The sequence below is a fragment of the Burkholderia sp. BCC1988 genome (genome assembly GCF_905339895.1).
Taxonomy (GTDB): domain Bacteria; phylum Pseudomonadota; class Gammaproteobacteria; order Burkholderiales; family Burkholderiaceae; genus Burkholderia.
This window is the reverse complement of sequence record NZ_CAJPHA010000023.1, coordinates 12,834-33,145: the sequence shown is the minus strand read 5'-3', so window position 1 is coordinate 33,145 and position 20,312 is coordinate 12,834. Positions and strand designations below refer to the sequence as shown.

20 protein-coding genes are annotated in these 20,312 nt (G+C 66.9%); 11 read left to right on the top strand and 9 right to left on the bottom strand.

Annotated features, from left to right (window positions below):
- Nucleotides 1–153 precede the first annotated feature (153 nt).
- The 5 genes from U4012_RS28220 to U4012_RS28200 all read right to left on the bottom strand — a co-directional run bounded on the left by U4012_RS28220 (nucleotide 154) and on the right by U4012_RS28200 (nucleotide 3,852).
- The gene (locus U4012_RS28220) at nucleotides 154–888 is read right to left on the bottom strand and encodes an LrgB family protein (RefSeq protein ID WP_124571249.1); all 735 of its coding nucleotides are present in this window, start codon (nucleotides 886–888) and stop codon (nucleotides 154–156) included.
- Nucleotides 885–1,256: a CidA/LrgA family protein gene (locus tag U4012_RS28215; RefSeq protein WP_044847703.1), complete on the bottom strand. Its 372-nt coding sequence runs from the start codon at nucleotides 1,254–1,256 to the stop codon at nucleotides 885–887. The genes U4012_RS28220 and U4012_RS28215 overlap by 4 nt, the downstream gene beginning before the upstream one ends.
- Nucleotides 1,257–1,531: 275 nt before the next feature.
- Nucleotides 1,532–2,566: an alpha/beta hydrolase gene (locus U4012_RS28210; protein WP_321802440.1), complete on the bottom strand. Its 1,035-nt coding sequence runs from the start codon at nucleotides 2,564–2,566 to the stop codon at nucleotides 1,532–1,534.
- Between the two features lie 67 nt (nucleotides 2,567–2,633).
- Nucleotides 2,634–3,059, bottom strand: a complete 426-nt coding sequence (locus U4012_RS28205) for an organic hydroperoxide resistance protein (protein ID WP_011880657.1) — start codon at nucleotides 3,057–3,059, stop codon at nucleotides 2,634–2,636.
- 226 nt (nucleotides 3,060–3,285) lie between these two features.
- Complete coding sequence (locus tag U4012_RS28200) at nucleotides 3,286–3,852, bottom strand: TetR/AcrR family transcriptional regulator (RefSeq protein WP_124488085.1); 567 nt, start codon at nucleotides 3,850–3,852, stop codon at nucleotides 3,286–3,288.
- Nucleotides 3,853–4,127: 275 nt separating this feature from the next.
- Here U4012_RS28200 and U4012_RS28195 point away from each other — a divergent pair, with 275 nt between their 5' ends.
- Both U4012_RS28195 and U4012_RS28190 read left to right on the top strand, forming a co-directional pair.
- Nucleotides 4,128–4,280 (top strand): hypothetical protein, encoded by a 153-nt coding sequence (locus U4012_RS28195; protein ID WP_321802431.1) that lies wholly within the window; start codon nucleotides 4,128–4,130, stop codon nucleotides 4,278–4,280.
- 265 nt (nucleotides 4,281–4,545) lie between these two features.
- Nucleotides 4,546–6,234 carry an APC family permease gene (locus U4012_RS28190; protein ID WP_321802429.1) on the top strand — a complete coding sequence of 563 codons (1,689 nt, stop codon included), beginning with the start codon at nucleotides 4,546–4,548 and terminating at the stop codon, nucleotides 6,232–6,234.
- Between the two features lie 116 nt (nucleotides 6,235–6,350).
- Here U4012_RS28190 and U4012_RS28185 read toward each other — a convergent pair whose 3' ends face one another.
- From U4012_RS28185 to U4012_RS28175, 3 genes are read right to left on the bottom strand one after another with little or no spacing between them, the layout of a single operon-like run.
- A complete protein-coding gene (locus U4012_RS28185; RefSeq protein ID WP_321802618.1) occupies nucleotides 6,351–7,130 on the bottom strand; it encodes a PAS domain-containing protein in 780 nt (259 codons plus the stop codon).
- Entirely contained in the window at nucleotides 7,130–7,783 is a 654-nt protein-coding gene (locus U4012_RS28180; protein WP_124488086.1) for a response regulator, read from the bottom strand. Before U4012_RS28180 ends, U4012_RS28185 begins: the two co-directional genes overlap by 1 nt.
- Complete coding sequence (locus tag U4012_RS28175; RefSeq protein ID WP_321802426.1) at nucleotides 7,783–8,874, bottom strand: sensor histidine kinase; 1,092 nt, start codon at nucleotides 8,872–8,874, stop codon at nucleotides 7,783–7,785. Before U4012_RS28175 ends, U4012_RS28180 begins: the two co-directional genes overlap by 1 nt.
- Before the next feature lie 224 nt (nucleotides 8,875–9,098).
- On the opposite strand from U4012_RS28175, the gene U4012_RS28170 reads away from it, so the two are divergent.
- From U4012_RS28170 to U4012_RS28135, 8 genes are all read left to right on the top strand, one after another.
- Complete coding sequence (locus tag U4012_RS28170) at nucleotides 9,099–9,713, top strand: dimethylamine monooxygenase subunit DmmA family protein (protein WP_321802424.1); 615 nt, start codon at nucleotides 9,099–9,101, stop codon at nucleotides 9,711–9,713.
- Nucleotides 9,710–10,645 carry a PDR/VanB family oxidoreductase gene (locus tag U4012_RS28165; RefSeq protein ID WP_321802422.1) on the top strand — a complete coding sequence of 312 codons (936 nt, stop codon included), beginning with the start codon at nucleotides 9,710–9,712 and terminating at the stop codon, nucleotides 10,643–10,645. The genes U4012_RS28170 and U4012_RS28165 overlap by 4 nt, the downstream gene beginning before the upstream one ends.
- Before the next feature lie 10 nt (nucleotides 10,646–10,655).
- Entirely contained in the window at nucleotides 10,656–11,672 is a 1,017-nt protein-coding gene (locus U4012_RS28160; protein WP_321802420.1) for a DUF3445 domain-containing protein, read from the top strand.
- Nucleotides 11,673–11,720: 48 nt separating this feature from the next.
- Nucleotides 11,721–12,851 (top strand): aminomethyltransferase family protein, encoded by a 1,131-nt coding sequence (locus tag U4012_RS28155; protein ID WP_321802419.1) that lies wholly within the window; start codon nucleotides 11,721–11,723, stop codon nucleotides 12,849–12,851.
- A gap of 73 nt (nucleotides 12,852–12,924) precedes the next feature.
- Complete coding sequence (purU, locus tag U4012_RS28150; protein ID WP_260426285.1) at nucleotides 12,925–13,782, top strand: formyltetrahydrofolate deformylase; 858 nt, start codon at nucleotides 12,925–12,927, stop codon at nucleotides 13,780–13,782.
- Nucleotides 13,779–14,645, top strand: coding sequence for a bifunctional methylenetetrahydrofolate dehydrogenase/methenyltetrahydrofolate cyclohydrolase FolD (locus tag U4012_RS28145; protein WP_321802416.1), 867 nt, complete (start codon nucleotides 13,779–13,781; stop codon nucleotides 14,643–14,645). Before purU ends, U4012_RS28145 begins: the two co-directional genes overlap by 4 nt.
- Nucleotides 14,646–14,718: 73 nt before the next feature.
- On the top strand, nucleotides 14,719–16,089 hold the full coding sequence (locus U4012_RS28140) for an NAD(P)/FAD-dependent oxidoreductase (RefSeq protein WP_321802414.1): 1,371 nt from the start codon (nucleotides 14,719–14,721) through the stop codon (nucleotides 16,087–16,089).
- Between the two features lie 120 nt (nucleotides 16,090–16,209).
- The gene (locus U4012_RS28135; protein WP_321802412.1) at nucleotides 16,210–18,558 is read left to right on the top strand and encodes a DUF1989 domain-containing protein; all 2,349 of its coding nucleotides are present in this window, start codon (nucleotides 16,210–16,212) and stop codon (nucleotides 18,556–18,558) included.
- 51 nt (nucleotides 18,559–18,609) lie between these two features.
- On the opposite strand, the gene U4012_RS28130 is transcribed toward U4012_RS28135, so the two are convergent.
- On the bottom strand, nucleotides 18,610–19,530 hold the full coding sequence (locus U4012_RS28130) for an SDR family oxidoreductase (protein WP_321802410.1): 921 nt from the start codon (nucleotides 19,528–19,530) through the stop codon (nucleotides 18,610–18,612).
- A 349-nt stretch (nucleotides 19,531–19,879) separates the two neighbouring features.
- On the opposite strand from U4012_RS28130, the gene U4012_RS28125 reads away from it, so the two are divergent.
- Nucleotides 19,880–20,185 carry a hypothetical protein gene (locus U4012_RS28125; protein WP_260427865.1) on the top strand — a complete coding sequence of 102 codons (306 nt, stop codon included), beginning with the start codon at nucleotides 19,880–19,882 and terminating at the stop codon, nucleotides 20,183–20,185.
- The last annotated feature ends 127 nt before the right edge of the window (nucleotides 20,186–20,312 follow it).

Genomic DNA, 20,312 nt, shown 5'->3' with positions numbered 1-20,312 from the left:
TTAGCCGATCGCTGCACAAATGTCCGTGCCGGTTCCTGAATTCTCCCGATAACGGCCACGATACATCCGCGGCAGGCGCCCGGCGGGCCGGCGCGGGGGGCTCGGCCATCAGGGAAACCGATAGCATCGCGCGCCGCCGCTGCCCTGCGCCGCTCAGATCCAGCGCGACAGCACCGGCAGCAGGATCGGCACGACGAATGCGGTCAGCACGCCGTTCAGCCCCATCCCGAGGCCCGCGAACGCGCCGGCCTCCTCGCTGACCTGGAACGCGCGCGCGGTGCCGATCCCGTGCGACGCGACGCCGAGCGCGAAACCGCGCACGGCCGGCTCGTCGATGCGCAGCGCGTTCAGGATCGCGCGGGCGCACACGGCGCCGAAGATGCCGGTCGAGATCACCAGCACGGCGGTCAGCGACGGAATCCCGCCGATTTCCTGCGCGACGGCCATCGCGATCGGCGTGGTCGCGGATTTCGGCGCGAGCGACGCGATCGTCTGGTGCGACGCGCCGAACAGCGCGGCGATGCCGACCGCCGACACGATCGCGGTCAGCGAGCCCGCCAGCAGCCCGACGAGCAGCGGCACCGCGGCGCGCCGCAGCTTCGACCACTGGCGGTACAGCGGCAGCGCCAGCGCGACGGTCGCCGGGCCGAGCAGGAAGTGGACGAACTGCGCGCCCTCGAAATACGTCGGATACGGCGTGTGCGTGATCGTCAGCAGCACGACGATCAGCGCGACCGCGATCAGCACCGGGTTCGCGAGCGGGTTGAAGCGCGCCCGCGCATAGACGGCCTGCGCAATCAGGTAGGCAATCAGCGTGATCGTCAGGCCGAGCAGCGGGGTCGCGGCGAGGTAGACCCAGATCGCGCCGAGTTTCGGGAAGGCCGTCATTGCGTGCCCTCCGCCGCGCCGTCCGCGCGCCGCTGGCGCCGCAGCAACGCGCGCGTGACGAGCGCCGTCACGGCGATCGCGAGCGACGTGCTCACCGCCAGCGCGACGACGACCGCCAGCGCATCGCCGCGCACGCGGTCGGCCGACACCATGATGCCGACGCCGGCCGGCACGAACAGCAGCGACAGATGGCGCAGCAGCTCGAGCGCGGTCGGCTCGATTGCGTCGGCCACCCGCGGGCGCAGCATCACGAAACCGAACAGCAGCAGCATGCCGATCACGGGGCCCGGCACCGGCAGGCCGAACAGGTAGGACACCCCTTCCCCGAGACACTGGAAGGTCAGCAAGACCGCGAACGCCTGCAGCATGAAGCGCTTCTCCCGAACGTGGCCGCGTGACCGTGCAGCCGATGGGCCGGCGGCATGCGACGCCGGCGTGGACGATACGCGCGATCGTACCAACAATGGGCGCGGCGGGCACCGCGGGCCATCACGCGATCGGCATCGGCATCGGGCCGCTTCGATCCGGCCGCCGGGCTCGCGTTTCGACGCACCTGTCGCCCCGCCCCCCACGCGAAAGCGGCGGACCCGAGCCCGCCGCTCCGCCGTTCGCATTCGAACCCGTTCGAATGCCGCTCGCAGCCCTACTTCAGGCGCGTGGCGATTTCGTTGGCCATCGCCTTCATCGCCGCCTTGGTCGGCGCATCCTCGGCCAGCGCGTTCAGCAGACCGAAGTCGTGAATCGTACCGTCGTAGCGCGTGGTCGTCGCATCGACGCCGGCTGCGTCGAGCTTGCGGCCGTACGCTTCGCCTTCGTCGCGCAGCACGTCGAACTGCGCGACCTGGATCAGCGCGGGCGGCAATCCCTTCAACTGCGCGGTGCTCGCACGCAGCGGCGACGCGTAGATCTCGTTGCGTTGCGCTTCGTTCTTCGTATAGGCGTCCCAGAACCACTTCATCATCGGCCGGGTCAGGAAGTGCCCCTGCTGATACGCGTTGTACGAACCGGTATTGAAGTCGTGGTCCGTCACGGGCCACAACAGGCCCTGGAAGCGGATCGCCGGGCCGCCCTTGTCCTTCGCCATCAGCGCGACGACGGCCGCCATGTTCCCGCCGACGCTGTTGCCGACCACCGCGAGGCGGCTGCCGTCGACGCCGATTTCCGCGCCGTGCGCGGCGACCCACTTCGTCGCCGCATACGCCTGGTTGATCGCGACCGGGTAATGCGCTTCCGGCGACGGCGTGTAGTTCACGAACACCGCGACGGCGCCCGATTGCACCACCAGATCGCGCACCAGGCGCTCATGCGTCGGGAAGTCGCCGAGAATCCAGCCGCCTCCATGGAAGAACATGAACACCGGCGGCGTGCCCGCCACTCCTTGCGGACGCACGATCGTGATCGGCACCGACAGGCCGTCCTGCTCGATCGTGCGGTTCGACACGTCGATGCCGGACAGGTCGACCTTCGCGCCGCGCTGGGCATCGACCAGCACCTGACGCGCCTTCGCGGGGCTCAGCGTTTCGAGGCCCGGCCCCTTCTGGCCGTTCAGCACGGCGAGCAACCCGCTGGTCGCCGTATCGGGACGGACGCCGTCGCTGCCGGCGGCAAAGGCGGCGGGGGCGGTGAACAACGCGGCCGCAACGGCAGCGGCGATCAGCAGCGGCTTGACGATCTTCATGATGAGACTCCTTGGCTCAACCGGTGTATGCAATGAATGACGACGGATTACTTCGTAGTGCGTGCGATCAGACGAGCGTCAGCGTGACGTCGATGTTGCCGCGCGTCGCGTTCGAGTACGGGCAGACGATGTGCGCGCGGTCGATCAGCGTTTGCGCGGTTTCACGGTCGAGGCCCGGCAGCGAGATCTTCAGTTCGACTTCGATGCCGAAGCCGTTCGGGATCGCGCCGATGCCGACGCTGCCTTCGATCGCGGCATCCGCGGGAATCGCGATCTTGTCGCGGGCCGCGACGAACTTCATCGCACCGATGAAGCACGCGCTGTAGCCGGCCGCGAAAAGTTGCTCGGGGTTCGCGCCGGCGCCGCCTGCACCGCCGAGTTCGCGCGGCGTGGTCAGCTTCAGGTCGAGACCGCTTTCGGGCACCGTGGCACGGCCGTCGCGGCCGCCGGTGGCTTTTGCATGAGCGCGGTACAGCACTTTTTCGATCGACATGACAGACTCCTTTTCAATGATGAGTGAGTGAAACAGCCTTCCAACCCGGGATCGCGCGCCGACGGCCTGGCCGCCGGCATCACGCCTGTTTATCTACTCATAGATAGACATATATCCCCAAAAAATGCGGATGATCGAATCCATCCGCCCGATCATCTATCTACTACGAGATAGATAACTAACCCCAACAAAAGGCGGCGAACCGCCTGACTGCCTGCCCCGTCCGTCAGGACCGGGTTTTCCAGACGGCCTCGACATCCTCGAGACGCGCCCGCGTATGAAACAGCCGACTGGCCAGCACGCTGCCCTGGAACGCCGCGTACAACGTGCGCGCCGCCGTTTCCGGCGTGCCGCTGAACTGCAGCGTGCGCTCCTTCGCGCCCTGCGCCAGCAACTCGGCGAGCCAGTTCTCGTTGGCCTTGAAAAAGGCCTGAACCGCCTGCCGCACGCGCTCCGGCAACGATTCGATGTCCGCCGCGAGCATGCCGCACAGACAGATCTGATTGCCGTCGCCGAGCGTTCTGCCGAACAGCTTCGTGTAGAGGCTCAGCTTGACGTCGGCCGGCAATGCCGGATCGATCGCACGCATCGCCGCGAGCACTTCGTCGCTGTACGCCGCCACCGCTTCCAGAACGAGATCGTCTTTCGACGGGAAGTAGTAGTGGATGCTCGACGTCTTCACGCCAACCAGATCGGACAGGTCTCGATAGCTGAAGCCGTTGTAACCGCGCAGCATCATCAGCGTGATCGCGTGGTCGAGAATCTGTTCGCGGACGGTTGTCTTCGTTTCCATGGATCGAACTTTATCTACTCGTAGATAGATAGTCAAGACTTTTTTGTGGGGCGCGATGAAAGGCCCGGCGGGTCCCGGGTGCCGGCTCGCGTGGCGCCGTGCCGCCGCAATTGCTTACAACCGTCCTGCGGCGCGGGCGAACTAATGCGACAACTTGGGACGCGTAATCCGGGCAGAGGCCGAACGCGGCCTGCTCGCGACGATTCAGACAACCGTCAGTGACGCCGCGCTGATGCGCGCCGGTCGAGTATTCGAAGCCGGACGGCAAGCTGACGTTGGACCGGCTGTCGTCGGTGTTCGTCTCGAACGCGAACCACGAGGAAATCGCGATCAACGCGCGCAACAGCGTGCGGGTCACGCCAGAGCGCGGCGGCCGGCGGAACTACCCGGACAGGCGACGACGCGTGGGCAACGAACGTTTCGAATGATCCGCCCATGCTCGGGTCGCGGCGCACCACTCACCGGACACCATCCCTTCGTTCCAGTTTCTTCGTCAACCTAACGAAGCGCACCCCGCTTCGCCTGCGCGATTTCCGCACATGCGCGCCCGAGCGCGTGCCGGCATCGCCCCTCCGTCGCCGTGCGACGCCGGTTCTCTCTCGGAAGGAGTACCTCTTCAAGAGAGTTGTTTGCGCGTTATTGGCCAACGATCGTTGATCGCATCGTACCCAACCCGACTTGACGGAGACCCCCATGAGTTCCCTCCCTGACAGCGCACCGGCGGATTTCCCCGCCGCGCATGGCGAGACGGCCGGACTTCAGCGCAAGATAAGCTGGACCGGCGCGTTCTGGGTCGCGAGCGGCGTGCCCGCGCTCGTGCTCTTCTCGATCGGCTCCATCGCGGCCACCGTCGGCAAGCCGTCGTGGATCGTATGGATGATCTCGATCCTGTTCGGCTTCGTCCAGGCGTTTTCTTACGCGGAGATTGCAGGACTCTTTCCGCACAAGTCGGGCGGCGCATCGGTGTACGGTGCGATCGCGTGGGTGCGCTACAGCAAGCTGCTCGCGCCGCTGTCCGTGTGGTGCAACTGGTTCGCGTGGTCGCCGGTGCTGGCGATCGGCTCGGGCATGGGCGCCGGCTATGTGCTGAACATGCTGTTCCCGGCCACGGCTGCGATCAACACCTGGCAAATCACGCTGCTCGATCTCGGCTGGCTCGCGAGCGGCCTGTCGCTGCGCATCAACGCGACCTTCGTGATCGGCGCGATCATCCTGCTCGCGACCTTCGCGGTCCAGCATCGCGGCATCCTGCAGGCCGCAAAACTCCAGATGATTCTCGCGATCGCCGCGCTGCTGCCGCTGCTGCTCGTCGGCGTCTATCCGATCCTGAACGGCGACCTGCCCAAGTCGCACCTGCTGCCGCTCTACCCGCTCGCGAAGGATGCGGCCGGCCGCGTCATCGACGGCACATGGAATCTGGCGGGCCTGCAGCTGATGGCGGGCGGCCTGTTCATCGCCGCATGGTCGACCTACGGCTTCGAGACGGCGGTCTGCTACACGCGCGAGTTTCGCGATCCGCGCCGCGACACGGTCAAGGCCATCGTCTATTCCGGCCTGCTGTGCATCGTGTTCTTCACGATGGTCCCGCTCGCGTTCCAGGGCGCGCTGGGCCTCGGCCAGCTCGTCACGCCCGAAGTGAAGGATGCGGCCGGCAACGTCACGCAGGCGGCCGTCTACGACGGCGTGCTGTCGCCGGGCATCTTCAGCGGCATGGGCGTCGCCGAAGCCATGACGCAGATCGTGCACGTCGGCAACCGGGGCGAGTACATCCTGAAACCGATGCTGGTATTCGCGCTGGTGCTCGCGATCATGACGTCGATGGCCGGATCGTCGCGCACGCTGTATCAGGCATCGGTCGACGGATGGCTGCCGAAGTACCTGTCGCACGTGAACGAGAACGGCGCGCCGACCCGCGCGATGTGGACCGATCTCGGCTTCAACCTGTTTCTGCTGCTGATGTCCGACTACACCGTCGTGCTCGCGATGTCGAACGTCGGGTACATCATCTTCAACTTCCTCAACCTGAACGCGGCCTGGATCCACCGCCTCGACCGCGCGAACTGGCCGCGCCCCTTCAGGGCGCCGCGCTGGCTGCTCGCGCTCGGCACGCTGCTGTCGTTCGTCAACCTCGCGCTGATGGGGTTCGGCGCCGACGTGTGGGGCAAGGGCACGCTGGTCTCGGGCCTCATGTTCGCCGCGCTGATCCTGCCGGTGTTCGCCTGGCGGCATTACGTGACCGACAAGGGCCGCTTCCCGGACCAGATGCGGGAAGACATGGCGTTGTCCGGCAGCATGCAGCCGCGCAAGGCCGGCTATCTGCCGTACCTGACGCTGCTGCTCGGCGTGGCGGTCGTCGTTGCGACGCACTGGTTCGCGCCATAAGCGCGCCGTCGCGGTTACGCGCGAATCGAAACGACGCCCGGTTCACGACCGGGCGTCGCGCTTTCGCGCCGGCAATCCGGCGCGGGCGCGGCTGGCCGCGCGAATGCGTCGGCCGCTCAGGCGCCCGACCGGTCGCCCGGCCGCACTTCGAAGATCGCGCCCTCGACGCCCAACACCTCGCCGCTCGCCGAATAAATCCCGACGCCGTTCTCCCACACCGGCTTGATCCGTCCGTCGGCGCACCTGATCCGATACCGCAGATCGAAGACGCCGCGCACCGCCAGCGCCTGCTGTACACCCGTCCACACGTAATCGGCATCCTCGGGCACGATCAGCTGCCCGAATGCATGCGCATGCCCGTCGAGAAACCACTGCCGCGGATAGCCGGTCAAGCCCTCGCATCCGGCGCTCACGTACTCCATCGTCCACAGCCGGTTGTTGCGGCCGCGGTAGACGAGGCCCGGAATGCTGTCGAGCAGCCCCGCGACGCTTCTCAGGTGTGCCTGCGTCGAAGTCTCGCGACGGCGGTCGAGCGTCACGTCGGACAGCGCAACGGACGAGCCGCCGGCATTTCTCTTCAACGACACCTCGAACCAGCGCAGTTCGCCGTCCGGACGCACGCAGCGCAGACGCTCGCGGACCCCGCCGCGCGAGATCGCCCGCGCACGCTGCAGCATGCCGCTCCAGATGCGCCGGTCCTCCGGATGCACGTAATCGACAAAGCGCCGACCGGCCGCGGGCCGTTCCATCGCGTCGGTCCACGCGACGTTGAAGCCGGCGATCCGTCCCGCGCCGTCCAGCTTCAGCAGCGCGAGCGGGCAATCGTCCACGTCGAACGCGCCGCTCGACGGCTGCGTTGGCTGAACAGACTGAGTCAGGCGCGCGCCGTCCTTCATCACGCCCCCCGTTCCCGCGTCGATGCGCCGATCGCGCGCCGGTGCACCGATGCCGCCAGCTCGAGCCGCGTTCGCGCGTCCAGTTTCCGCAGCAGGTTCTTCACGTAGACCTTCACCGTGCCCTCGCTGATGCCGAGCACGCGCGCGATCTGCTTGTTGCTCATGCCGTCGGCGATCAGCGTCAGCGTCTGGGTTTCGCGCGCGGTCAGGTCGGCCGGCCGCGCGTCGGCATGCGCGCCGGCGACGCCGTCTTCGTCGGCGAGTTCGTCGTCGAGCACCACGAGCCCCCGCATGCAACTACGCACGTAGGCGAGCAGCGCTTGCGGCTCCGACTCCTTCAGCACGTAGCCGTCGGCGCCGAGCCGCACGGCCGCCCGCAGCTCGTCGCGCTCCATCGACGCCGTCAGCAGCACCTTCACGCAATCGACTTCCTTGCGCCTGAGCCCGTCGAGCACCTGCAGCCCGCCGAGCCCCGGCATGTGCAGATCGATCAGCACCAGCTCCGGGCGCAGCATGCCCGCGAGCGAAATCCCCTGCGCGCCGTTCGACGATTCGCCGACCACGCGAAATTCTCCGGTCGCACCAAAAAATTCGGCCACGCCGCGGCGAAACAGCGGGTGATCGTCGATCAACAGCAGCGTCGTCGGTTCCATCAGGATGTCTCTCCGAATGTCGCGCCGTCCGGCACGACAAGTATCACGCGCGTCCCGCGGCAGGCGCCGCTGTCGATCGCGATGCGTCCGCCGATCGCCGCCGCGCGTTCGCGCAAGATGTCGAGGCCGTAGTGGTTCAGGTCGGCCGATCCCTCGCTGAGCCCGATTCCGTCGTCGACGACGGATACCTGCAAACCGTCGCCGTCGGTCCGCAGCGTGATCCACGCATGGCCGGCCTGCGCATGACGCACGACGTTCGACAGCGCTTCACGGACGATCTGCAGGATATGCAGCGCGATGCGCGGATCGATCCGCAGGTCGGGCACGCGATTGTCGAGTTCGAACACCACATCGCAGCGGCGCGAGAATTCCGCGACCGACTCGGCCAGCGCCTGCTGCAGCGAGCGCCCGTCGAGCGTCAGCCGCGCGCTGGTGATGAGCTCGCGCACCTGGCGCTGCAGGCGCGTCGTCATCGTGCGCAGTTCGGCCAACAGCGGGTTGCCGGTCGTGTCCTGTTGCTGCAGGCGAGCGACCAGGAACGACATGAAGCCCAGTTGCTGCGCGACCGAGTCGTGCAACTCGCGTGTCAGCGCCTCCGACGGGTTCGTCGCGTCGCGCCCGTGCGCGTCGGCGGGCGCGCGACGCATCAGCGCCGCGCGGATCGTGATCGCGACGATCTCGAGGTCCATCAGCAGCGTCGGCGCCGCCGGCAGCGCGACGTCCAGCACCAGCACCGCGTCGCCGAGCGCGCGCACCGCGCGCCCGTGACCCTGCCCGACGCAGTCCGGACACAGTTCGCATGCGCCGTCGCTTGCCCCGTGCCGCAGCTTGCAGCGATGCCCCTGCGTGCATCGCACCAGCGTGTCCGGCGCGGATTCGTAGCCCGCGCCGCCATCGAGCGCGAGCACGATCCGCGCGTCCGGCAATTCGCGCGCGAGCCCCGTGAAGAACGCGTGAAACGCCACGTGGCGTGGCGCGCCATTGACGTATCCGGCCAGAAACGCGAGCAGCGCGTCACGCATGCGCGTCGGCAACGACGCGCCGCCGGCGGGCCGCATGCATCGGTCGGTCAGGCTGTCGTCAGGAGTCACGGTCGTTCGGCACGGACAAACCAGGATCGAACCACGACGCAAGTTCCATGCCTTTCGACGCCGTTCCGGCGCGCTACCTCTTAGGGCGTACCTCCTCTTCAGGATTGAACGGCAATTACTGGCAAGAAACTATGTTGAACAACAGGAACGCAAACGTGACGCCACGACCGTCGCCGAGCGTACGCCCATTCATGATGCAAACGCCCCATTTTGGGAGCCGATCGATGCACTCAATTGAACCGTTCGCAGCCCGCAGCCGGCAACCGGCCCATACGCCGTTCGTGCCGCCGAGTTTGCCGCACTATGCGCCGCTGCAGCCCTGCGCCGACGCCCGCTCGCATCTCGTGGTCGCGCAAGGCGACGCGCTCCACGCGCTGCCGGCGTTCATCAACGCGCTCGCCGGGCTGCCGGGCAGCGCGCTGCTCGTCACGCTCGGCAAGCTGCAGGCAATCGGCCTGCCGACCGTGTTTCACGCGTCGCTCGACACGCTAGAAGACGAGGTGCGGCACCGGCTGGATGAAAGCACGGTCGGCGTGCGTCTTTATGTGTGCGGCGACGAGACGTTCGTCTGGCACATTCGGCGTATCGCGCAGGCGGCCGGCCTGCTGCCCGAGGAGGTGGCCGCGGCCGTGTCCGGCACGCGGCGCACCGTGTACTGCGTGCATTGCGGGACCGCGCATGCGCACGACGGGCACGACGGGCATGACGAGCCCGACGAGGTCACCTGCCCGTCATGCGACGTCCGCCTGAGTGTCCGCCAGCATTTCTCCGCGCGACTCGGCGCCTATCTCGGCGTCTGCGCGGATGCCGACCAGCCCTGCGCGGGAGACCGCGCATGAGCCTGCTCGACGTTCGCGTGGCCGAAGCCCGCATGCTCACACCCGTCGTGCGCGAACTGGTGCTGACGGCGCTCGACGGCCCCCTTCCGGCGTTCTCGTCCGGCAGCCACGTGCAAGTCGTGCTGAACGACGGCGGCCGCACCTATCGCAATGCCTATTCGCTGGCGGGCGATCCGGCCGAACGAAACCTCTACCGGATCGCCGTGCGCCGTCACGCGTCGTCACGCGGCGGCTCCGCGTTCGTGCACGACCGTCTGGAACCCGGCGCGCGCCTGCGCATCACCGCACCGGCGAACCTGTTCGCGTTGAACACCGCCGCGCGCCATCACGTTCTCGTCGCGGGCGGCATCGGTATCACGCCGTTCATCGCGCATCTCGCGGAACTCGAGCGCCGGCAAGCGAGCCACGAGTTGCACCATGCGTACCGCGCGGGCCTGACGGATGCCTATCGCGCGTCGCTCGATGCGCGGCTCGGCGCGCGCTTTCACGGCTATGACGGCGTGCACGCACGCTTCGATGCGATCGCGATGCTGCAAAGGCAGCCGCTCGGCACGCACGTCTACGTGTGCGGCCCCGCAAGCCTGCTGGACGCGGTGCGCGCCGCGGCCGCCGCGCTCGGCTGGCCGGCCGGCCGCGTGCACTGGGAAGCCTTCGTGGCGCCGGCGCCGGGCCAGCCGTTCGCGGTCGACCTGCGCCGCAGCGGCCGCCGCATCGCGGTCGGCGCCGAGCAGAGCCTGCTCGAGGCGCTCGAATCGGCCGGCATCGACGTGCCGAACCTGTGCCGCGGCGGCGCATGCGGCCAGTGCGCGACGCGCTATCTCGACGGCACGGTCGAGCATCGCGATGCGTTCCTGGACGCCGACGCGCGCGCCACCCATCTGATGCCCTGCGTATCGCGCGCGTGCGGCGCCGCATTGACCCTCGACCTGTGAGATCCGAGCCATGAGCGTATTCATCAAGCCCGCGCAAACCTATCGCGACGACTTCTCGTTCCGCAACAGCCCGGCGGCGATCGCGCGCTTTCCGTTTCCGTTCCCCGAGGACCGGTACATGTATTCGGTCAACCTCGAGCCCGCGACGCCGCGCGATCCCGGCTCGGTCTTCGCGCACCACTTCGACATCGACGAGCACTACCGTTCCGAGATCGCCGAACGCGCACGCGTGCTCGACGCCGATCCGCGCCGCGCGATCGTGATGCCGCACATGGAGACCGCGTGCTGGGACACGCTGGAGATGATCATGACGCATCTCGCGCACGACTATCCGGCGTGGTTCGCGCTCGAGCGCGACGGTGATCGCTGGCGCTGGCGAAACCACGCGCTCGACCTCGACCAGGCCTTCGTGTTCGGCGACGCGCGCACGCTGCCGTACGGCCCGCTCGAATACGTCATGCGGCAGACGCAAGGCGACATCGCGCTGCTCGACCAGCGCGACGGCGACCTGTACATGGACGCCGGCGTCGTCACCGGCCCGGCCGACTGGTCGCTCGCGTTCGATGCGGGCATGAGTTTCAAACAATGGCACGCGCCGGTGCCGCTCGCGCACCAGGCGGGCGTATTCGACCGCGCGCTGAAATACCTGCTCGGCGTGCAGGCAGGCCACCCCGTGCGCCGCCTGAACTGGACGCTGACCATTCATCCGCGCCTCGACACGTCGCCCGAGACCTATCACCAGTGGGGCGCGGACCGCGGGCGCGTGACGCCCGACAACGTCGGCGAAGCCGTGCACCTGCGCGTCGAGCTGCAATTGATGGCACGGCTTGCGCGCAGCAATGCGCTGATGTTCGGCATCCGCACCTACCTGTGCAGCATGGCCGACCTCGTCGGCAACCCGGTGTGGGCGCGCCGGCTGCACCGCGTGCTGCGCGACCTGCCCGACCCGATCGCCGAATACAAGGGCATGACCCGCTACCGGCACACGCTCGTCGAATGGCTCAGCCGGTTCGACGTCCACGCCTGACCCGGCGTTTTCCGTAATCGACCTTCACTTTCGTTTGGAGCATTCAAGATGGCGAACTCCTGGCGCATCTCCGCCCTCGCGGACCGGCATCGCGCACTCGGCTCGAATCTCGAGGACTGGAACGGCATGGGCACCGCATGGACCTATGCGACCGATCTCGCCGACCACCACGAGGCCATTCGCACCCGTGCCGGCCTGATGGACGTATCGGGGCTGAAGAAGGTGCACTATGTCGGCCCGCACGCCGAAAGCCTGCTGAACTGGGCGACGACGCGCGACATCGGCAAACTGTATCCCGGCAAGTCGGTGTACGCGACGCTGCTCGACGAGAGCGGCAAGTTCATCGACGACTGCATCGTCTACCGCACCGGCCCCAATGCGTTCATGGTCGTCCATGGCGCGGGCGCGGGGTACGAGCGCCTTGTGCGCTCCGCGTATGGCCGGCAGGTCGCCGTGCTGTTCGACGACGACCTGCACGACCTGTCGCTGCAGGGGCCGGTCGCGGTCGACTTCCTTGCCGAATACGTGCCGGACATCCGCAACCTGCCGTACTTCCACCATGTGCAGACGCGCCTGTTCGGCCGGCCGGCGATGATCTCGCGCACCGGCTACACCGGCGAGCGCGGCTACGAGATCTTCTGCAAGGCCGCCGACGCGCCGTTCATCTGGGACACGATCCTCGACAAGGGCCGGGCGATGGGCGTCGTCCCCTGCGCATTCACCGCGCTCGACTGGCTGCGCGTCGAGAGCTACCTGCTGTTCTACCCGTACGACAACTCCGAGATGTACCCGTTTGCCGACGAGCGCGCCGGCGACACGCTGTGGGAACTCGGCCTCGATTTCACGGTGTCGCCCGGCAAGACCGAATTCTGCGGCGCGGCCGAGCACTTCCGGCTCGCCGGCAAGGAGCGGTTCCGGATCTTCGGCGTCGAGCTCGAGGCCGCGAAGGCCGCGCAGGCCGGCGACACGCTGTGGCACGACGGCAAGGCGGCCGGCGTGATCACGTGCGCGATGTATTCGCGGCTGACGGGGCGCTCGCTCGCGCTCGCCCGCCTCGACGTCCGGCATGCCCGTGCGGGCGTGCCGCTCGTGGTGAAGGGCAGCGTCGAGACGCGCGCGACCACCGCGCTGTTGCCGTTCGACGATCCCGACAAGAAAAAGCGCACGGCCGTCGGCTGACGCGTTGACGACCATGCATGACCGGCGACGGCCGGCCTTTCCCGCATTCCGATCCGTTTCGAGGACACACGACGTGAATCCGAACTACATCCTGACGATCAGCTGCCCGGCCACGTCCGGCATCGTGGCTGCCGTCACCGCCCATCTCGCCGCATCGAACTGCTACATCGGCGAGCTGGCGCAATACGACGACGAGGTCAGCGGCACGTTCTTCATGCGCGCCGTGTTCCGCTTCAACACCGGTGCGAACGGCAACGTCGAGCAGCTGCAGCGCGATTTCGCGGGCGTCGCCCGGGATTTCTCGATGCAGTGGCAACTGAAAAGCGCCGGCGAACCGATGAAGGTGCTGCTGATGGTCAGCAAGTTCGACCACTGCCTGTCCGACCTGCTGTACCGCTTCCGCAAGGGCGAGCTGCGCATGCAGATCACCGCGGTCGTGTCGAACCATCTGGATCTGCGGCCGATGGCCGAGCGCGAGGGCATCCGCTTCATCTACCTGCCGATCACGCCGGACACCCGAACGCGGCAGGAGGCGGAGCTGATGCGCATCGTCGACGAAACCGGCACCGAACTCGTCGTGCTGGCCCGCTACATGCAGATCCTGTCGAACGACCTGTGCGAGCGGCTCGCCGGCCGCGCGATCAATATCCACCACTCGTTCCTGCCGGGGTTCAAGGGCGCGAAGCCGTACCACCAGGCGTTCGAGCGCGGCGTGAAGCTGATCGGCGCGACCGCCCACTACGTGACGTCCGACCTCGACGAAGGGCCGATCATCGAGCAGGAGGTGCAGCGCGTCGACCACGTGCTGCAGCCGTCCGATCTCGTCGCGATCGGACGCGACACCGAGACGGTCGCACTGTCGCGTGCGGTCAAGTATCACACCGAGCACCGCGTGTTCCTGAACCAGAACCGCACGGTGATCTTCCGATGAGCGGCGCGACGATCATCGACGGCAAGGCGATCGCCGACGCGCTGCTGGAATCCGTCCGGCACGACGTCGCGCGGCTGCGCGGCGACGGCGTGCTGCCCGGCCTCGCGGTCGTACTCGTCGGCGACGACCCGGCGAGCCACGTCTATGTGCGCAACAAGATGCTGCGCGCGCAGCAGGTCGGCATCCGTTCGATCGAGCATCGGCTGCCCGCCGACACCGCCGCGTCCGACTTGCTCGCGCTCGTCGCCGAGCTGAACGCCGACCCCGACGTCCACGGGATTCTCGTGCAGATGCCGCTGCCCGCGCCGCTCGACGCCGCGGCCGTGATCGACGCGATCGATCCGCGCAAGGACGTCGACGGCTTCCATCGCGACAACGTCGGCGGGCTCGCGCTCGGCCAGGACTCGCTCGTGCCGTGCACGCCGTCGGGCTGCATGCATCTGCTGCGGGAGATCGTCGGCGACTTGCGCGGCAAGCATGCAGTCGTCGTCGGGCGCTCGAACATCGTCGGCAAGCCGATGGCCGCGCTGCTGCTCCAGTCCGACTGCTCGGTGACGACCGTCCACTCGCGCAGCGCGAACGCCGCCGAACTGTGCCGCCAGGCGGACATCGTCGTCGCGGCGGCCGGCAAGCCGGGGCTCGTCGATGCGGACTGGATCAAGCCGGGCGCGGTCGTCGTGGATGTCGGCATCAACCGCATCGAATCCGGCGGCGCGACGCGGCTCGTCGGCGATGTCGACCACGACAGCGTGGCGCGCGTCGCCGCCGCGTTGACGCCGGTTCCGGGCGGCGTCGGTCCGCTGACGATCGCCTTCCTGATGAAGAACACCGCGCTCGCGGCGCGGCGGCAGCGCGCGACGTGACCCGCGTCCGCGCACGAACGGCACGCGCCGTTCGCCGAACCACGGCTAACCACTTCCAACGAGGTAGAACGCGATGACACAACGTGTTGCAATCATCGGTGCCGGCCCGTCCGGCATGGCCCAGCTTCGCGCCTTCCAGTCGGCCCAGGCGAAGGGCGCGGACATCCCCCAGCTCGTCTGCTTCGAGAAGCAGCGCGACTGGGGCGGCATGTGGAACTACACGTGGCGCACCGGCACCGACGAGCATGGCGAGCCAATCCACGGCAGCATGTACCGCTATCTGTGGTCGAACGGCCCGAAGGAATGCCTGGAGTTCGCCGACTACACGTTCGAGGAACACTTCGGCAAGCCGATCGCGTCGTATCCGCCGCGCGAAGTGCTGTGGGACTACATCAAGGGACGCGTCGAGAAGGCCGGCGTGCGCAAGGACATCCGCTTCAGCACCGTCGTGCGCCAGGTTGCGTTCGACGGCGCGAGCGGCCGCTTCACGGTGACCGCTCACGATCTCGACAAGGACGTCGTGTACGCGGAAGACTTCGACTACGTCGTGAATGCGTGCGGCCATTTCTCGACCCCGAACATGCCGAGCTTTCCCGGCTTCGACAGCTTCGGCGGACGCATCCTGCATGCGCACGACTTTCGCGACGCGCTCGAATTCAAGGACAAGGACATCCTGCTCGTCGGCAGCAGCTATTCGGCCGAGGACATCGGGTCGCAATGCTACAAGTATGGCGCGCGCAGCATCACGAGCTGCTATCGCACGGCGCCGATGGGTTATCACTGGCCGGCGAACTGGGAGGAAAAGCCGTTGCTCGAGCGCGTGCGCGGCAACGTCGCGTTTTTCGCCGACGGCAGCAGCAAGAAGATCCACGCGATCATCCTCTGCACCGGATACCAGCACCATTTCCCGTTCCTGCCCGACAGCCTGCGCCTGAAGACGAACAACCGGCTTTGGCCGCTCGACCTGTACAAAGGCATCTTCTGGGAACGCAATCCGAAATTGATCTATCTCGGCATGCAGGACCTCTGGTACTCGTTCAACATGTTCGACGCGCAAGCCTGGTACGCACGCGACGTCATCCTCGGCCGCATCGCGCTGCCCGGTTTCGACGCGATGCACGCCGACAGTCTCGCGTGGCGCGCGCGCGAGGAAACGCTGGTCACCAACCAGCAGATGTTCGAGTATCAGGGCAGCTATATCCAGGACCTGATCGATGCGACCGACTATCCGAGCTTCGACATCGCCGGCGTCAATCGCACGTTCCTCGCGTGGAAACACGACAAGCACGAGAACATCATGGGCTATCGCGACAAATCGTATCGCTCGCTGATGACCGGCACCCAGTCGCCGCCGCATCACACGCCGTGGCTCGACGCGCTCGACGATTCGATGGACGCGTACCTCGGCGAGCGTGCGCCCGAGCCGCGCGTTCGCGCCGGCTGACTGTCGCGGCACTGCGCTGTCGCGTCACCCGACCGGGCCCCGGGTGCCGCGACACCCGACGTGCCGTTCGCGGCCGCGCGCATCGCGGGCCGCGCCCGTCCACTCATTCAAGGAACGTCCATGCTCATTCGACCACCGACCGTGTCGCGGCCGCACGAACCTGCGTTGTCCGCGCATGCGGCCGGCCGCGAACGCCATCGTGTCGCCGGTGCGGGGCTCGCCGCCGTCAAGCTCGATGCCGGCGATGCGCTGCAGGTGATCGACGTCGAAGGCCGGCAGCGCGCGGAGCTGCTCGCATTGCGCGTGCGCGACGGCGGCAGTGCGCTGGCCGCGCTCGCCCTGACGCCCGACGACAGCGCACGCTTCATCGCCGAATGCCTGAACGGCGCTTCCGCAGCACAAGCGGATCTCGCCATCCTGCTCGAACGGCACGGGCTGACGGGCAAGCCGTTGCCCGACGGCGCCGTCCTCTGGTCCGGCGACACCCGCGCCGGCACCATGCGCACGTTCGTCGCGACGGAGCCGATCGTCGCGATCGTCGCGGCGCCCGGCGGCCCCGTGCCCGTGGACCGGGCCGGCCAGCCGGCGACGGAGCTTCAGCTGTCCGTCGTGCGCGCGGGCGCGTCCGCTGCCACGCAGACGAGCGTGCCGCTCGCCGATCCGCTCGCGGATTTCCTCATCCGTCCCGGAACGGCCGTCGCGTACACGGTCGCGGCCGGCGAGTACCTGCAGATCGTCGACGTCGACGGCAGGCAATGCTCCGATTTCGTCGCATTCGATCTCGACGCGCTCGGTGGGCACCGGGAAGTCGGTCTCGATCCGACCGTCACCCGCACGCTGAACGGTCATGCGTATCCCATGCCCGGTCTGTACTCGCGGTTCTTCGATCAGCTCATGCAGCCGATGCTCGAAGTCGTGCACGATACCGTCGGCCGGCACGACACGTTCGCGCTCGCGTGCACCGCGCGCTATTACGACACGCAGGGTTACCCGGGCCATGCGAACTGCAGCGACAACATCAGTGCGGCGCTCGCCGAATACGGCATCGCCGCGCGTCCCGGCTGGCCGGCGATCAATTTCTTCTTCAACACCTCGATCGACGCGCACGGCCAGATGACGATCGACGAGCCGTGGTCGCGCCCGGGCGACTACGTGCTGCTGCGCGCGCTGAAGCCGCTGCTGTGCGTCAGCACGTCGTGCCCCGACGACATCGACCCCGCGAACGCGTGGCAACCGACCGACATCCGGATCCGAACCTATTCGAGCGAGGCGCGCTTCACCATGTCCACCGCCATCAGACCCACCCCCGACGCCCCGCCCGTGCTGACGCGCCAGTCGGGCTTCCACGCCCGCACGTCGGCGCTCACGCGCCACTTTGCCGACTACCGCGGCTGGCACCTGCCGGCGCGGTTCGACGGCTACGGCGCGATCGACGAATACTACGGCTGCCGCGAGCGCGCGGCGATCGTCGATCTGTCCGCGTTGCGCAAGTTCGACGTCACCGGCCCCGACGCCGAGGCCCTGTTGCAATACTGCCTGACGCGCGACGTGCGCAGGCTCGCGGTCGGACAGGTCGTCTACTCGGCGATGTGCCATCCGCACGGCGGAATGCTCGACGACGGCACGCTGATGCGGCTCGGCCCCGATACGTTCCGCTGGATCTGCGGCGACGATTTCGCGGGTATCTGGCTGCGGGAGCAGGCGAACAGGCTCGGCATGAAGGCCTGGGTCAAGTCGTCGTCCGACCAGATCCACAATGTCGCGCTGCAAGGGCCGCGCAGCCGCGAGATCCTGCGCGCGCTGATCCGCACGCCCGCGACCCAGCCGTCGCTCGACAGCCTCGGCTGGTTCCGCTTCCTGATCGGCCGCCTCGGCGGCGACGACGGCTGCCCCGTCATCGTCAGCAGGACCGGCTACACCGGCGAGCTCGGCTATGAGGTCTGGTGCCATCCGCGCGACGCGCAAGCCGTATGGGACGCGATCTGGGCGGCGGGCCAGCCGCACGGACTCGTGCCGCTCGGTCTCGACGCGCTCGACCTGTTGCGGATCGAAGCCGGGCTCGTGTTTGCCGGCTACGAATTCTCCGACGAAACCGATCCGTTCGAGGCCGGCATCGGCTTCAGCGTTCCGCTCGCGACGAAGACCGATGACTTCGTCGGGCGCGACGCGCTGCTTCGCCGCAGCGCGCATCCGCACCGCCGGCTCGTCGGGCTCGAACTCGCCGGCAACGAACCGGCCCGTCACGGCGATTGCGTGCACAACGGGCGGGCACAGGTCGGCGTCGTCACGAGCGGCATGCGCTCGCCGATCCTCGGCAGGAGCATCGCGCTCGCGCGAATCGACGTTCACCACACGGAGCCGGGCAACGTGCTCCACGTCGGCAAGCTCGACGGCCAGCAGAAGCGCATCGACGCGCGGGTGACCGCCCCGATCTTTTACGATCCGGAGAAGGCGCGCGTGCGCGGCTAGCGGATGCGATTGCCCCTTGCACACACCTGCAGGCAACCGAAGCGTTCGGGATCAGGTCATCCCGTGGGATGCGATGATTTCCTCGGTGCGGTCCCAGAGGCGCCGGGCGAGATCGGCGTCCCGGGCAAAGGCCGAGGATTCGGCAGGGCGGCAATCCGCGAAATAACGGCCGGTGACGCCGTTCAGCGCAGGATGCGCGGCCAGCAGGCACGTTGTCGCGGCGCCCTGCGGCACCGTTTTGCCGAACAGCATCGCAGCCGAGACGATCCAGTTGAACGGCCCGCGCATATGCCGATGCAGCCCCGTGGCGCCGATCAGTCCCGGATGGAGTGCGTTTGCAGTGATTCCGACATGACCCACTCTGCGTGAAAGCTCGTTCGCGAACAGGATGTTGGCGAGCTTCGCCTGGCCATAGAACGGAAAACCGCGATAGCCGTTGCTACCGTCGAGATTGTCGAAATCAATGCCTTTCCCGCCTGGAGCAAAGCGATGGGAATGACTGCCCACAATGACGATCCGGCCCGGGCGCGAGCGGTTGATGGAAGGCAGCAACCGCGTCACCAGCAAATGATGGGCGACATGGTTGACGAAGAACTGCTTTTCCACGCCGTTCACCGTCTCCAGCTTTGGCAGCGCCATTATCGCGGCATTGGTGACGACGGCATCGAGGGTGATGCCGCACGCGAGAATGCGGTCGGCGGCGCGGGCAACGGAAGCGAGATCGCTCAGTTCGGCTCCAACGGCCATGCCATCTGCGGCGTCGGCGATCGCCAGGGCGGCGCGCGCCTTGTCTTCATCCCTCGCGACGGCAATGATGCGGGCGCCGCGCATTGCCAAAACCCGCGTCGTTTCAAGACCGATACCAGAATTACAGCCCGTGATCAGGATCGTCCGGCCGGAGAGATCCAGGCCCTCGGTGACCTGCTCCGCGGTGCTGCGTCGCGAAAAGCGCAATGCGGTTATCGGGTCCATCACCCTTCTCTCCCATTGTCAGGTTCATCACGACACCTGGCCGCGCCGACGCTGAAGCCACCGGGACCCACCGGCAATGACGACTCGCTTGCCGATGAAATTCCCCATGGCGCGGTTTTCATAAATTCCCTTACTTCATTATGTGATTTGCATTGCATTTAATCATTATCGAAATGCGCCAAATAACTCGCATTAGACGCCACCGGGAGTGCCCACGAAAACTTGCACCACTAGTGATTTATTTTTGAAAAACAAGAAAATTGCGCGACCGAAACATTATAATTTGTTAAATCCCATTTGCACCTATCTGACATCGCTATCGCCTACGGTGTTATGGATAAAGTTTTCCATGAAGACATCTGAAATCATTCGCGACGTCGCAGCCGAGATAGAAGCAATTTTTCGCGAAAACGATCTCGCTGCTCCAAACCCTTCGGCCCTGGAACAACTTGAGCTTCTGCATGGTCGCATTCGCGCTCGCTGCGGTTACTGCGCCGACAGGGTAGGTCACATCAGGATCCTCGCCCAGGACTTCTACAGCGTTCGCAGACATCAATTTCATCCCCAGGGTGCCGACGGCGTACTGTGTGATATCCGTACGAATCTCGAGGCGATTCGTTCATGGTCGAAGGTATGGGAGGAGCACGGCAAGTAACTTCCGCACTGGAGCGCTGGCAATCGAAGCGTTCGTCGGGCAGACAGATGAACGACGAATTGCCGCCGAATTCAGTCATCCGTCGATGCGCTCCCTTAATCAATCTCGCCGCCCCGCTTTACAATCG